At 38.4% G+C, this 14129-nt stretch carries 13 protein-coding genes; 7 read left to right on the forward strand and 6 right to left on the reverse strand.

All coding sequences use genetic code 11. The features are described 5' to 3' along the window. Position 1: 1 nt before the first annotated feature. Together U859_RS0101090 and U859_RS0101095 are read left to right on the forward strand one after the other, a co-directional pair. Positions 2-319 carry a hypothetical protein gene (locus U859_RS0101090; protein ID WP_025141599.1) on the forward strand — a complete coding sequence of 106 codons (318 nt, stop codon included), beginning with the start codon at positions 2-4 and terminating at the stop codon, positions 317-319. A 93-nt stretch (positions 320-412) separates the two neighbouring features. Next, positions 413-1417: a DUF3078 domain-containing protein gene (locus U859_RS0101095; protein WP_025141600.1), complete on the forward strand. Its 1005-nt coding sequence runs from the start codon at positions 413-415 to the stop codon at positions 1415-1417. Between the two features lie 2 nt (positions 1418-1419). On the opposite strand, the gene U859_RS0101100 is transcribed toward U859_RS0101095, so the two are convergent. Continuing rightward, a complete protein-coding gene (locus U859_RS0101100) occupies positions 1420-2151 on the reverse strand; it encodes a hypothetical protein (RefSeq protein WP_025141601.1) in 732 nt (243 codons plus the stop codon). Between the two features lie 96 nt (positions 2152-2247). Here U859_RS0101100 and U859_RS0101105 point away from each other — a divergent pair, with 96 nt between their 5' ends. Then, positions 2248-3237 carry a helix-turn-helix domain-containing protein gene (locus U859_RS0101105; protein WP_025141602.1) on the forward strand — a complete coding sequence of 330 codons (990 nt, stop codon included), beginning with the start codon at positions 2248-2250 and terminating at the stop codon, positions 3235-3237. Between the two features lie 106 nt (positions 3238-3343). Here U859_RS0101105 and U859_RS0101110 read toward each other — a convergent pair whose 3' ends face one another. From U859_RS0101110 to U859_RS0101120, 3 genes are all read right to left on the reverse strand, one after another. Then, on the reverse strand, positions 3344-5764 hold the full coding sequence (locus tag U859_RS0101110; protein WP_025141603.1) for a DUF5916 domain-containing protein: 2421 nt from the start codon (positions 5762-5764) through the stop codon (positions 3344-3346). A 274-nt stretch (positions 5765-6038) separates the two neighbouring features. After that, positions 6039-8195 carry a M56 family metallopeptidase gene (locus U859_RS0101115; protein WP_029985338.1) on the reverse strand — a complete coding sequence of 719 codons (2157 nt, stop codon included), beginning with the start codon at positions 8193-8195 and terminating at the stop codon, positions 6039-6041. Further along, complete coding sequence (locus U859_RS0101120; protein ID WP_025141605.1) at positions 8192-8554, reverse strand: BlaI/MecI/CopY family transcriptional regulator; 363 nt, start codon at positions 8552-8554, stop codon at positions 8192-8194. The genes U859_RS0101115 and U859_RS0101120 overlap by 4 nt, the downstream gene beginning before the upstream one ends. A gap of 207 nt (positions 8555-8761) precedes the next feature. On the opposite strand from U859_RS0101120, the gene ffh reads away from it, so the two are divergent. Next, complete coding sequence (ffh, locus tag U859_RS0101125) at positions 8762-10099, forward strand: signal recognition particle protein (RefSeq protein ID WP_025141606.1); 1338 nt, start codon at positions 8762-8764, stop codon at positions 10097-10099. A gap of 378 nt (positions 10100-10477) precedes the next feature. Then, complete coding sequence (locus tag U859_RS0101130; RefSeq protein WP_025141607.1) at positions 10478-12016, forward strand: YifB family Mg chelatase-like AAA ATPase; 1539 nt, start codon at positions 10478-10480, stop codon at positions 12014-12016. A gap of 3 nt (positions 12017-12019) precedes the next feature. On the opposite strand, the gene U859_RS0101135 is transcribed toward U859_RS0101130, so the two are convergent. After that, positions 12020-12412 (reverse strand): hypothetical protein, encoded by a 393-nt coding sequence (locus tag U859_RS0101135; RefSeq protein WP_025141608.1) that lies wholly within the window; start codon positions 12410-12412, stop codon positions 12020-12022. Positions 12413-12525: 113 nt separating this feature from the next. On the opposite strand from U859_RS0101135, the gene U859_RS0101140 reads away from it, so the two are divergent. Together U859_RS0101140 and U859_RS0101145 are read left to right on the forward strand one after the other, a co-directional pair. Beyond that, a complete protein-coding gene (locus U859_RS0101140) occupies positions 12526-13149 on the forward strand; it encodes an XAC2610-related protein (protein ID WP_025141609.1) in 624 nt (207 codons plus the stop codon). A gap of 232 nt (positions 13150-13381) precedes the next feature. Beyond that, positions 13382-13756 carry a hypothetical protein gene (locus U859_RS0101145; protein WP_025141610.1) on the forward strand — a complete coding sequence of 125 codons (375 nt, stop codon included), beginning with the start codon at positions 13382-13384 and terminating at the stop codon, positions 13754-13756. Between the two features lie 53 nt (positions 13757-13809). Here U859_RS0101145 and U859_RS0101150 read toward each other — a convergent pair whose 3' ends face one another. Further along, on the reverse strand, positions 13810-14061 hold the full coding sequence (locus U859_RS0101150; protein WP_025141611.1) for a hypothetical protein: 252 nt from the start codon (positions 14059-14061) through the stop codon (positions 13810-13812). Positions 14062-14129 lie beyond the last annotated feature (68 nt).

Below are 14129 nucleotides of genomic sequence, written 5' to 3' on the forward strand. Positions count from 1 at the left end.
GGTGCCAATCATCATCGTTAAAAAACTTCCGGCAGCTGGCATGGCTATATTTCCTTTTATATTGCTGAAATCTGAAAGGCTTAAAAGAGACGCGGAGATTATTAACCATGAAACAATTCATCTGCGCCAGCAATTAGAACTGCTTGTTTTTCCTTTTTATATCCTCTATCTTCTCAACTACCTCATCAACCTTTTCAGATACCAAAACCACGATTTAGCTTATCGGAACATTATTTTTGAAAAGGAAGCCTACGATCATGAAACCGACCTTAAATACCTCAAAAATGGCAATTGGTATGGCTGGATCAAGTCCATCTGATAAGGCTATTTTTTGTTCAATTTCAATTGTCAATCTGACAATCATTTCGTTAAATGCTTTTTATCTCTAAAATTTTTCTTTTTCTTTGTAATAATGAAGAACTGTTTAGCTGCCATCATCCTGATTATAAGTTTCTGCTCCACCAAGTTATATGCACAGGAAATTGATACTATTCCTATCAACACCAAAGACCTGAACATAAAATTGAAACGCAGTCCACTGCCAAGCAGACAGGGGCCGTTAAACTTTGAACCAGTAAAAATTAAACCTTTGGTGGTTAATGCAAAAATTAATTACTGGAAAACCAAAACCAGCATCGGTATTAATGTAAACCAGGCGCAGTTTAGCAATAACTGGAAGGGTGGGGGTACCAACTCTGTAGCCGTTGGCGGCTTGGTTAACTGGAAAGCAGAGTATAACAAAAACAGTTACAGCTACGTGAGCGAAGTGGTTTTGCAGTACGGAAAGATTAAAAACAAAGATCAGCTGCAAAAGAAAACCAACGACCGTATTTTTTGGGATAACAAGGCTTCATTTCAATTATCAAAAAGCTGGTATTTTTTCGGGTCGGTAAGTTTTGAATCTCAGTTTGATAAGGGCTTCAGATATTATAGGGATGGCAATGGAGATGAACAGCAGGTTTTGATCTCAAAATTTATGGCTCCGGGTTATTTAACAGAATCAATCGGTTTCGAGTACAAACCGGTTAAATATTTCTCAACCCGTATCGGTACAGGTACAGCACGACAAACTTTTGTACTTGATACTGCAGTTTACGACAGTAAAAACGAGGTATATGCAGTAGAAAAAGGCAAAAAGTTTAAAAACGAACTGGCTTTTCAGGTTGTAAGTGCTTTTGACAAAGATATTTTCACCAATACCAACCTAAAAGCCAGATACGCCATGTTTATTCCTTACAAGGATTTTAAAGCAAGTAAAATCGACCACAGGCTGGATATTGCTTTAACCGCAAAAATTAACCGTTTTATGAATACCAGTTTAACGGGCGTATTGTTATTTGATGATGATACAGGCACCAATAAAATCCAGGCCAATCAAACGCTGGCCTTAGGTTTTGGCTTTACCTTCCCGAGGTAGCCTTAACCACCACCAACTTTACCAATTTCCCAGTAGGGCATGGTAATAATCTGCCTAAAGCTTACACCCCTTTGTTTTAGGTAGCGTTTAAACTGCTGTACCGATTTTGCCCTTCCGGTTAAGTAAAAAGTAGCATTTTGACACATCTCCCAACATAGCGGGTGCATATTGTCCATCCAGGTTATAGCATTTTTCGCAGGGGCGCCTAGGTCAGATGGTACCGTATCAATCAATAATTTAAGATGTTCAACTGAATTCAGGTTTTCTTCCTGAAGTTCCAGCACCCCAAAATATTCTACATCTTCGTCTAGTGCTTTTTTACCCAACGATTCGTACAAACCAAGGCTCGTTTCATCACCAAAAAAGAAATGTTGATTGGATGCTTCATTGTATTTTACCTTTGCGCGGTCTACAATCAGTTTTAAATGGTCTCCTTTTTGAATATTTACGGCCAAATTATGACCAGGACCTTGTCTGTTCAGGTAAAAAATCACTTCACAGGTTTCGTGTGCCTCGTCAAAGCCCGATAAAGTGTAATGTCTGTATTCGTTTGCATTAACCCTTAGCAATACTTCATTTCCGGGAATAAACCGGGCATCAAAAAAATCGCCTTTAAAAGTAACGCACTTTAAGTTGCTGCTTAACATTTTGGTTTCTACAACTTCTACTTGATATATTTTATTGCTGATCACTTTTTCCATTGTGTTGGCCAGCCATGAAGGTAATTTAGGCATCGTATTCTTTTGTTTAGTAACTTTGAACAAAAGTAGTTGTCTAACAAACGGATCTTTTTATACTAAAAGGATTAAAGTTTATATCAAAAGGATTTTATGGCCTTAAACATTTACGATAGCGATGATAAATATTATGTTGTAGGAAGTAAGTTCGACATTGCTCAATTTAATCAGCCATTGGTAACCGAAAGGAGGGATAAATACAGCTTTCCTTTTGGCGATGCAGAGATCGTACAGATTGCTTTTTCAGGTATTTACATTGTTTATGGCGATATGGTGGTGAAACAAAGCCGCCTGCGCATTAAATCTTTTGATGAACCTGACATGGTAGAGCTCCACTTTGCGCTCACTGGCGGAGGCATTATGGAAAATTACCTCACCAATAAACGCCTGGATATTAAGGCAAATCAGCATAATATTATTTATAGTCCTGATTTTGACGGGATGGCAGAGTTTGATACAGGAGGTCCACATAAATTTTTTGAAGTAAATTTCGAAAGGGCACGTTTTATTGATTTAACCAGCGAAAGCAGCATGCTGTTAAAGAATTTTGCCGAAAAGATTATGAACAACCGTTCGGTAGAAATTTCGTCAGAAAATCTGCCGATTAGCCTGGCCATGCACAGTTGCATCAACGATATTATGAATAGCCATTTTACAGGTGGATTAAAACTATTATTCCTACAATCTAAATGTTTAGAACTTTTGGCCTTACAGGCACAGGCTTTTGAAGAGGCTGCTAAAAAAACAGAAAATCCGGCTATTAAATCGGCCTACGATAAAGATCGCATCTATTACGCAAGAGAATACCTGCTGGCCAATGCCAATCATCCGCCCTGCTTAACCGAACTGGCCAAAATTGCAGGTATAAACGAATTTAAACTGAAACATGGCTTTAAAGAAGTGTTTAAAAACACAGTTTTCGGCTATTTAAGCGACTATAAACTAATGAGGGCCAAAGAATTGCTTTTAGACAATACTAAAGACATTAAGAATATTTCTGATGAGCTGGGGTATTCTTCGGTACAACATTTCAGCAATGCCTTTAGCAAGAAATTTGGGATAAGCCCAGGGAAAGCGCGTTAGTTTAGTCCAAAGTCCCTAGTCATCAGTCCTTAGTCTCAGCGCATATTTTCCATTTCCTTGCCTTGGGCTTAACCCAGGCAAGGAGATGACCACTAAATCAAGGTTTTTAAGCCTTCTTCCTCTTTTTCTTCAGATCAAGATAATCTACATAATACAAAACCTTAACCGAAAGGCTGTTATTTTGCGGGGCATTTAAAATTCCGCTCAGGTTTTTATTATAACGCTGTGTATAATAAGTATCATAAGTTTCTGCAGCATCTTTGTACGAAACAGAAAGGGTGCTGCCAGGTGCAAACTGCCAGGTATAAATTAAGTCGATGTTAAACACATTATAATTTCTATCCAGTCCACTTAGCGGTGCTCCGGTATAATCAGTTAAATTGCCATCCGGTTTAAGCAGGAAATATTCCTTATTCCTTCTATCACTCCAATAATGCCTCAATACCACCGTAAATCCCATTAAATTGGTAAAAGTATATTTCGCATCAAATGAGTTTTCTACCGTTCTGCGATCGTATTTAGAAAAGATGGCTTTATCACCCTGTGCCGTTACCCAGTTTACATAATTGTAATTAGGATTAAAATTGAGGTCTAAACCAAAAGCAATTTTATCATTTATCCGCAGGTTTTGGAAAAAGTAAAAATTGTATTCCCTTCCTTTAAAAAGCTCCTGTTCTCTGTAGCGGATGTTTCCGCCAAAATTATATGCTTTTGCGCGGTTAGGGTTAATGTATAAAACGAAGCTATAGCTTTCTGGTGCTTTATATACCTGCCCGTTTCTCGATTCGTAGAAATCGTTTTTTGCCGCCGTATAAATGCCATTTACTTCTGCCGACCAAAGATTTTTAAATTGAACATAAGGTCCGCCCTCTACAGAAAAAGTTTGGAAGCTACCTGGCGTAGCCCTCCTCGAGTATAAAACATTAAAGTAGCTTAAAAACTGATTATACCAACTGCTCGGCTTATAAATGTTATAATGAAAATCCAGCACCTGATCTAAAAAGTTGTTATTGGTAAAAAAGCCTAAATCAGATGGGTCAAATTTATCATCGGCGTATTGCTGCGAATAACTCCAGAGGAAATTACCACTCTGCTTGCCAAACTTAAGCCCGTAACTATATCCTGTACTGGTTTCTTTACCCCGTAAATAGCTCATTTTACCTGCTCCATTAACAAAGTATTTGTTCCCTTTATTGTTCAGGTTAAACAGCAATGCCGTTACATTGGCATCGTAGGCCGAACCCTGCCTCAACACATTGGTATTGATAAATGTTGCCGAGCTATTGTTTTTTAACGATTGATCGAAAACCAGAATGTTGTAATTGGTTAGCGGCTGGGTCTCTACCATACGCACGTTCCCCTGAGCATCTTCCACCTCGGTTTCCATACTATTGGTTATTGCATTAAAAATCCCGATCCCCAAGCCCTTTGCCGTCCTTCCCGAAATTTTTGTAGCATTTAATACTTTGGCTTCGGTTTGATCTTTTACGATTTTATCGCTGCCCACTCCGCTGTAATCGTAATAAGATGGGATGGAACCGATCCGTTTTGAATAAAAAAGATCGCCTTTGTTAAAAAGCTCAGTTCCTTCGGTAAAAAACTGACGGTTTTCGTTAAATTTCACCTCAAAAGGGGTAAGGTTCAAAATTCTGTTATCCGATTGCACCTGACCGAAATCGGGTACCAAAGTCATATCGAGGGTAAAACTGTTATTAATGCCGTATTTAACGTCCATACCCCCGTTAAAACGCGAGGTTGTATTTTTTACTCCTGGCAAATTAGCGGGGTAATGGTTTACATAAGCCGAAATATATGGCGAAAAAGATAACCTTAATGGCGGTTTAATATCTTTTATTCCCATCCAAAGTCCTTCCTGATTGATAAAACCACTTACTTTAGGGTCTACAAAGTTCCAAAAAGTTTGAAGGTTTTTTCGCTGAATCCTGCGGCTAAAGTTTAGTCCCCAGTTCTGGATATCCTTACCCGAGAAACGAAGGGCCGAATAAGGGATTTTCATTTCACAGGTCCAGCCCTTATCGTCTAATTTAACCGCACTTTCCCACACCGCATTCCAATTGGCGTCTTCATCACCAACCTGCGAGTATTTAGCATCAAACTGAACCCCTGCTGCGGTAACGAAAAATCCGTTTCCGTTCATTTTATCATAAAAAGGATCAACAATAATCGAAATGAAATCCGCGTTACCAATATTATCCCTCGAAACCAGTTCGTGCGAAACGCTATCGGGATGATCGTACATGCGGGCATAAACGTAAATGGCAACGTCATCATAAATCACCTTCATTTCGGTACGCTTATCCTGAGTTTCAATTTTTCCGGGATTTGGCCTTATCTGGATAAAATCGGTGGCAACAGGCACATTGTTCCAGCATTCATCATCTAAAATACCATCAATTTTAGGAATCTGAGTCGTTCTTTTTGCATCTAAATGTTTCTGTTTAGAAATATCCTGCGCTTTACAGAAAGTACATAGAAATATTAAAATAGGGAGGATATAGCGTTTCATTCGTTTAGGTTAGTTGGATATAAGACTGTGTACAGAACAAAATGTTGCATCAAAACTTAAATAACCTCCGGGTTTATTATATTCTGATGCGGGATATGCGATGAACGGATTTAAAAAGGCAATAAAGGTTGGTGCCACTTAACATTAAGCAGCAGATTTTTTTTAAGAATATTAGGGATTTTTGTTTCTGTGTATGAGGGACAAGGCCGATACAACTATTTTTGGCGATTGGGCGCCAAAAATAGTTGGTTTGGTTTATTGGGTTGTTGCTCAACTAATCCAGCGCAAGCACTTTCATTTTGATGTAATCTTCTATAGAATTATAGTTATGGCCCTTTTTCTTCATCGAAGCGACAAATACAGGAGACGTTCCGGTGGCTTTTGCAGAGATGATATCATCTACACTTAAATTCTTAAAGCCCAGTTTTTTAAACTCGCTAAAATCAGAAGCAGCTACACTCAAAGATTTCAATGATATAAGCTGATCAGCGCTTAAACCTGTTAGGCCAGCTGTTTTAAAACTTGCAAAATACTCGGGAGTAACCCCTAAAGATTTCATCGCAATTAAATTATCGTCAGAAACCTTCAGCCCCTGAGCAGAAAAACCTGCATAATAATCGGCGGTAACACCTAAGGATTTCATGGCGATCAGGTTATCTTCAGAAACTTTTAAGCCCTGAGCCGAAAAGCTTTTGGCATAATCGGGGGTAATATTCATTACTTTTCTGGTAATCAACCTGCTCAGTTTTTCATCCTCATCAGTATCCTCTGTTGTATTCTTCTGAGGAGTTTTGCCCAGCTTAGCTTTTACTGGGGTTGTTTGTACATTCGATGCACGGCTTTCCTCATCGGCAGATTTTGCATTTTTCAGGTACTCTCCCGTAATGCCCTGCGATTTAAGGGTGATCATTTTATCGGCCGTTATTTTGGTAAAACCAGATTCTTTAATGCCTTTTACAAAATCAGCATCTACATTTAAAGCCTTTAGCGGAATCAGCTCGCCCAGGGTTAAATTTGTCAAACCGGCTGTTTTTAACGATTTAATGTATTCAGGAGTTACATTCAATGCAACCAAAGGGATCAGGTTATCTTTAGAAATACCATCGTAACCCAATGCTTTTATCCCGGCAATATAGTTTCTCTTTACATTGATCATAAAAAATACCAGGTTATCTTTTGTCTTGATATTGGTTATGCCTTCTTTGGTAAGGAAACTGGTAAAATCTGCATTAGAACTAAATTTGTAAGTCCCCATGCCGGTATTGTTTTCAAATTTCCCGCTAAAGTTCATGGTGCCGGCATCGCGGGTTACCGAGAACGTTCCTTCGCTTCCTCTTGGCAGGTTTTTAAGCTCTGTCATCGAAAAAGACTGGCTGCTGTTATTGTTTTTGCCGTCTTCGTCTGATTCGAAACGGATATTTACTTTATCTCCATTAATGGTGGCAAACCAGGTGCCATCGTTCTCCATCAATTGAAATTTTTCACTCTTTTTTACCTGACTATCATTTTTTCCATAAGCCATCGGCTCGTTAAGGAAAGCGATAAATACCAAAAACAATGGCACAATAAAGAGATATTTCCAGGTAGAATTTACGTTTGATTTTTTTGCGTTCATCATAACTAATCTTTTTTTAAGGATGGATTGATTGTAGTTAGTGGTCAAACTGGCTGGAAAATGTGGGGCCGACACTTTTACCAGGCTCATTTGATAGCTGGCAGGCTCTATATCAGAGTTGGCCAGCAGTTCATTATCCGTCAAAAACTCGAGGTTGTCTTCCATCGCCTTCCTGTACATCCAGGCAAAGGGATTAAACCACTGAAAAACCAAGGCCAGTTCGGCGATCAAAATATCATAGCTATGCCCTTGCTGGATATGGATTTTTTCGTGCAGGATAATTTGGTTGTAGGTATCCCAATCATACTTTTCGGGATTGATAAAAATGTTATTGGCAAACGAGCAGGGTGCCTGATTACCTGCCAGTTCAACAATTCTGAAACGGCCATCAATAATTACAGGTCGAGAATAAGCACGATAGAGCAAAACAAAAAGCTGAAAAACAAAATTGATCGCAAATACGGCTACCCCAAGCCAATAAGCCCATAAAACCAGCTTTAGGATAGAAATATCTTTAAAGTAAGAACCCTTCTCATTGTTTTCCGTGCTGGTTGTAGCCTTTACCGTCGACTTTTGCTGAGGTATGCCTACCGCAGGTGCCGCAGGTTCATTAATAATAATTGGTGCCTCTACATTTGCTTTTCTGAATGAAAATTGTGCTGGCACCGGCATTAAAGGCAGGCTAAAAGACAATACCAAACAAACCAGCAATACGTATCTGTTTAAAGGAAAAAAGGTTTCATTTTGCAACAGGAGCTTATAAAATACCAGGCAACCTGTTAAAATCAGGGCCACACTCAACACGTAGAACATCATGGTTTCTTTGTTTTAATGAGGTTAACAATTTCAGTTAATTCGTCTTCTGATAAATTTTGTTCTTTAGCAAAAAAAGCCAGCATACGCGGATAAGAATTGTCGAAGTATTGGCTTACAACATCCTTTAACGCGTGCTTTTGGTATTCTTCCCGTCCAATAACCGGGAAATAACAGAACATATTGCCAATTACATCATGACCCAAAAATCCTTTTTCCTCTAAAATTTTCACCATCGTAGCTACACTGTTGTAATGAGGCTTAGGTTCGGGCAGCAAAGGGATAATATCCCTGATAAAGCCCTTCTCTACGTCCCAAAACACTTGCATAATTTGTTCTTCTCTTTTTGCTAGTTTGATCATGTTGTAAAAATTGATAAACAAACATACTACTAATTTATTAATAGCAATACTAATCGATTAGTATTAATGTAACTTTTGCATTACATTTAATTTTTAAATGGCTATATTTTTAATAATCAGACCTTAAAATTGCCGTTTAATTACGATTAAACTCTCTTTTAGGCAAAAAAACAATATCTTTGCATTTACAAAAATTTGTACCCAATTATGTTTGATAATTTACAGGACAAGCTAGACAGAGCATTTAAAGTATTAAAAGGACAAGGCAGCATTACGGAAATCAACGTGGCAGAAACCATGAAAGAAATTCGCAAAGCGTTATTGGATGCCGACGTAAATTATAAAACAGCAAAAGCATTTACCGATGATGTGAGACAAAAAGCGTTAGGACAAAATGTACTAACAGCAGTTTCTCCGGGTCAGTTGCTTACCAAAATAATGAACGACGAACTTGCTGCCTTAATGGGTGGCGAAGTTACCGAGTTAGATACCAAAGCAAATCCTACCATTATATTAATTGCAGGTTTAAACGGTGCGGGTAAAACTACCTTCGCAGGTAAACTGGCATTACACTTAAAAGGCAAGGGTAAAAAACCTTTATTGGTTGCCGGCGATATGTACCGCCCGGCAGCGGTAGATCAGTTAGAGGTTTTGGGAACTTCTGTTGGCGTATCGGTTTATGCTAACCGCGATTCGAAAGATCCTGTTGGTATTGCCCTTGAAGGTATTGCGCACGGTAAACAAAACGGAAACAACGTTATTATTATCGATACCGCCGGTCGTTTGGCTATTGATGAATCGTTAATGAACGAGATTTCGGAGGTGAAAGCCCAAACCAATCCTCATGAGATTTTATTCGTAGTAGATTCAATGACTGGTCAGGATGCGGTAAATACAGCCAAAGTATTTAACGACCGTTTGGATTTTACTGGTGTTGTTCTAACAAAATTAGATGGTGATACCCGTGGTGGTGCAGCCCTTTCAATTAAATCGGTGGTAAACAAACCGATTAAATTTATCGGTACCGGCGAGAAAATGGAAGCACTGGATGTTTTCTATCCAGATCGTATGGCATCACGTATTTTGGGTATGGGTGATGTGGTTTCACTTGTTGAACGTGCGCAGATGCAGTTCGATGAGAAAGAGGCCGCAGAACTTCAGAAAAAAATCCGTAAAAATAAATTCGACTTCAACGATTTCTATAACCAGATCCAGCAGATCAAGAAAATGGGTAATATGAAAGATTTGATGGGCATGATTCCTGGTGTGGGTAAAATGATGAAGAATGTAGATATCCAGGATGATGCTTTTAAATCAATCGAAGCCATCATTAATTCGATGACCCCGTTCGAAAAAGAAAATCCAGATAGCATTCAACAAAGTCGCCGTTTGCGTATTGCAAAAGGATCGGGCAGTAAGGTAGAAGAAGTAACCAAGCTGATTAAACAGTTTGAAGATATGCGTAAAATGATGAAGCAGTTTTCTAACCCGGCAGCCGCAGCAGCAATGATGAAAGGCATGCCTAAAATGCCGTTTGGAAGATAGGTTTTAGCAGAAAGTTTAAAGCAAAAATAACATATTGCAGATATTTAAATCCCAATCAGAAATGGTTGGGATTTTTGGTTTATAGGTTTTGGAAATGAGTGTTCAGCATTCTATAGCGGGCTACAGTCCTGCTTTTCCTGCTGCCGATAGAAAAATCGGCATTCGTACAATCAGGTTTATTTAACCAAGTTTGTTGCTTAGCTTAACTAGAACTCCAAAATCAAATAGCGCTATCAGTTTTCTTCCTTAATTAAAAGCCCGTCAGGGATATCGCAAAGTGCTATAATTTTAGTCAATAAACTAAAAAATTATTATCTTAGCATAAATCACTATTCGTCCCGAATAATTTACATCCTGCTTTTATTTAATAAAAAATTAATGCTTGTAAAAACATACGGGAGTGCTGTTTATGGTGTAAATGCACTAACCATAACCATCGAAGTGAATATCAGTGGCGGTACCAAATACTACATGGTAGGTCTGCCAGATAATGCGGTAAAAGAAAGTCTGCAACGAGTGGCCAGTGCCATTAACATTTCGGGCTTGCGTATGCCGAAGCAAAAAATCGTGGTCAACTTGGCACCTGCCGATATTAAAAAAGAAGGCTCATCCTATGATTTACCCATTGCCATCGGCATTTTAGCCGCATCAGGGCAAATTCCCAATGATGAATTGGAGAACTATTTCATTATGGGCGAACTTTCCTTAGATGGAAGTATCCAGCCTATAAAGGGTGCTTTACCCATTGCCATACAGGCACAACAAGATGGTTTTAAAGGCTTTATCCTGCCTAAACAAAATGTACGCGAAGCGGCCATTGTTGATGGTTTAGCTGCTTATGGCGTAGAAAATCTTGCACAGGTAGCGGCTTTTTTTAATAAAACAGAAGTATTAGAAGAGGTTAAAGTAGATACCAAAGAAGAATTTTTAAAAAACATTAACAACTACGAACACGATTTTGCAGATGTTAAAGGGCAGGAAAATATTAAACGCGCACTCGAAATTGCCGCTGCCGGAGGACATAATGTAATATTGATCGGTCCGCCGGGAGCCGGAAAAACCATGCTTGCTAAACGCCTGCCTACCATTTTGCCTCCCTTAAATTTAAACGAAGCGCTCGAAACCACGAAAATTCACTCTGTAGCTGGAAAGCTTTCTGCAGCAGATGCTTTGATGACCGCGCGTCCTTACCGTTCGCCCCATCATACCATTAGCGACGTGGCCCTCGTTGGCGGCGGAATCAACCCGCAGCCAGGCGAAATATCGCTGGCACATAACGGCGTTTTGTTTCTGGATGAATTGCCTGAATTTAAACGTACCGTTTTAGAAGTAATGCGCCAGCCTCTGGAAGATCGTAAAGTTGCCATTTCAAGAGCGAGGTTTTCGGTAGAATATCCGGCCAGTTTTATGCTGGTAGCATCTATGAACCCCTGCCCATGTGGCTTTTATAACCACCCCGAAAAAGATTGCGTTTGCGCACCAGGCGTAGTGCAAAAATACCTGAGCAAAATTTCAGGTCCACTTTTAGACCGCATCGATTTACACGTAGAGGTTACACCTGTTAATTTTACTTCTTTGGCCTCTTCAGACCATGCTGAAAAAAGCGACGTTATTAGAAATCGCGTAATTAAAGCACGGGAAATTCAGGATAAACGTTTTGCAGATAAACCAGAACTGCATTATAATGCACAAATGAGTCCTAAAATGGTCCGCAAAGTCTGCCAGATTAATGAGGATGGAATTATGCTTTTAAAAACCGCCATGGAAAGCCTGGGTTTATCAGCACGGGCTTACGACAGGATTTTAAAAGTGGCACGCACCATTGCCGATCTGGCCGGAAGCGAAAATGTAGAACTCGAACACCTGGCCGAATCAATCAATTACCGCAGTTTGGATCGTGACGGCTGGGCAGGGTAATATTTAACCTCTACTTACTGCCGTTAAAGTAAATTGCGTATCAAATACAACACTATAACTAAGATAATCCAAAACAAATCCAGAATGGGATTCTAACGAAAACGCCAATGTATACGTAATGTGATCAGTCACGTAAGAATGTTGCCCGGTATCTTCTATTGTGATCTCGTCAAGTTCAAAATATCCTTGGTTATTCATCACATATTCATCATCGAAAACCTGATTGGTAAATGCGATCAGAACATTTACCGATTTTGTAATCATTGCCTCTATATTTTCAGAGATTACAAAAGTTGTCATAGATAAAAATCCATTCTTATTTCCTTTCAAATCTTTAATTTCAAAATGTAAAGGGATCTTACCTTTATAATCTATATGTGTTGTTGTATTTATCATATATTCTCAATAGCCTTTACGTAAATATAGGTAGAAAGGATAAATTGCAGCTTTGAAGATTATACTTTTACTTAAAGAAGTTCGTAATGAATTATTGCAATAAGAATCAGTTCATGAAAAAATCATTTTTTTTGCTTTTTACTTCATTATTAATTTCAAACCACTCGTTTGCGCAGAAAATATTTCATCAGCCTGATGCAAAAGGCACATGGCAATACATTTACCCATTTCAGGATAAAAGCTACCCCCTGGCCATACAATATGGGATTGATGGAAAAGAATCGTTCGGTGGAGCAACTGAAGCCAACGTTTATTTCGGCAAAAGCAGTGCAAAAACGGATAAAATCTTCTGGAAAGAGAAAGTTTATTTAAAATTGATCAATGACAACATTTCTTACGAAGACTACAATGGAGACGGCATTAAAGATGTGGTTATCTTTTCAGAAACCGGAGGCCGGGGTGGCAACGCCTTTTATTATTTATTTTTGATAAACCATAAAAACAAAAAAATAATCAGAGTTAAAAATTTCGAAAACATTGTAAACCCTGAATACAACCGCAAACACCATGTTGTTGTATCTTACGGTTTATCTGGCACGAATAATTACAGCATTTATAAAATTTCTAAGGATAACAAAGCTTCCGAGATTGGAAAAAGTTTTGAAGATACATTTGAAAGCGATCCCAATGAATTGGATAAAAGAATTAGGAAAATTTTAAAAAAACCTGTCCATTAATAACGATTATTCTAAAAAGGATACACTGTCCTGCTCCTATTATTACCTATCCGAAAAAAAATTAGCCACAAAAACATAAAACAGATATAAACATCTAAATTTCAGTTAATTAAAATTCAAATCAACTTCTTAAATCACCTTGATTTATGCGGCCTACAACCTTCTTTGGCATAGTCATTGTCATAGGGCTGTTACATTATTCAACCCTATTTAAAACAAAAAAGTGAAAGAGATGAAAAAGACAGTCCAAATTTTCAGTATGCTTTTAATAGCATTAACAGTAATGGTATCGTGTAAAAAAGATACTGATCCAGCAGATAAAGATTTCTTCGTGGGTACTTACAAAGGAACGGTTTCTTACCGCAATGGCGAAACAACTATTAACAGTTCTGATGGTAAAGTAACCGTGAGCAAAGTTGGCGAAACGTATAACTTTTACTTTGGCAACAACATTCCTGATATTACAGGTGTAAAGTTTGAAAAAACTGGCGATAACAGTTATGTGAGCGTAGGCTCAGGCTTAACAGGCATTAGTATTGATGCCAGCAACCTTAAAATTCTGGTTGTAAAAGATGGCCAAACCTGGACAGCAAACTGTACAAGGTAAACATTGAATAAGCAAAAGGCCCGGTTTTAAAAAATCGGGCCTCTTTTATAAAATTACAATTCTTCTTCCTCGTCATCTTCTTCAGGCACGTATTTTTCAATCGCCTGGCCAATTGCATTCACCTCTTCATCCTCCTCAAAAATCGGAAGTTCTGTTTTATAATCCATTTTCAACCAGATCGATGAAGTATCTTTTTGAATCTGGATATATTCTCTTCCATCTTTAAAAATGGTGTATGAATCATTTCCTTCCGGAAAAACTGAATAGTTGATCGGTCCGATTTCGATATCAAAAGGCTCTTGCATGCTGAATGTTTTTTTACAAAGATAAAAAATCTTTTCGTTGACTTTGAGCTTGAACGGATATATCAGAC

Source organism: Pedobacter jeongneungensis (assembly GCF_000633455.1).
Classification (GTDB): Bacteria; Bacteroidota; Bacteroidia; order Sphingobacteriales; family Sphingobacteriaceae; genus Pedobacter; species Pedobacter jeongneungensis_A.

Coding starts and splice junctions, on each gene's coding strand:
- U859_RS0101095 (WP_025141600.1), top strand. CDS start 413: ATGAAGAACTGTTTAGCTGCCATCATCCTGATTATAAGTTTCTGCTCC.
- U859_RS0101100 (WP_025141601.1), bottom strand. CDS start 2,151: ATGCCTAAATTACCTTCATGGCTGGCCAACACAATGGAAAAAGTGATC.
- U859_RS0101105 (WP_025141602.1), top strand. CDS start 2,248: ATGGCCTTAAACATTTACGATAGCGATGATAAATATTATGTTGTAGGA.
- U859_RS0101110 (WP_025141603.1), bottom strand. CDS start 5,764: ATGAAACGCTATATCCTCCCTATTTTAATATTTCTATGTACTTTCTGT.
- U859_RS0101115 (WP_029985338.1), bottom strand. CDS start 8,195: ATGATGTTCTACGTGTTGAGTGTGGCCCTGATTTTAACAGGTTGCCTG.
- U859_RS0101120 (WP_025141605.1), bottom strand. CDS start 8,554: ATGATCAAACTAGCAAAAAGAGAAGAACAAATTATGCAAGTGTTTTGG.
- ffh (WP_025141606.1), top strand. CDS start 8,762: ATGTTTGATAATTTACAGGACAAGCTAGACAGAGCATTTAAAGTATTA.
- U859_RS0101130 (WP_025141607.1), top strand. CDS start 10,478: ATGCTTGTAAAAACATACGGGAGTGCTGTTTATGGTGTAAATGCACTA.
- U859_RS0101135 (WP_025141608.1), bottom strand. CDS start 12,412: ATGATAAATACAACAACACATATAGATTATAAAGGTAAGATCCCTTTA.
- U859_RS0101140 (WP_025141609.1), top strand. CDS start 12,526: ATGAAAAAATCATTTTTTTTGCTTTTTACTTCATTATTAATTTCAAAC.
- U859_RS0101145 (WP_025141610.1), top strand. CDS start 13,382: ATGAAAAAGACAGTCCAAATTTTCAGTATGCTTTTAATAGCATTAACA.
- U859_RS0101150 (WP_025141611.1), bottom strand. CDS start 14,061: ATGCAAGAGCCTTTTGATATCGAAATCGGACCGATCAACTATTCAGTT.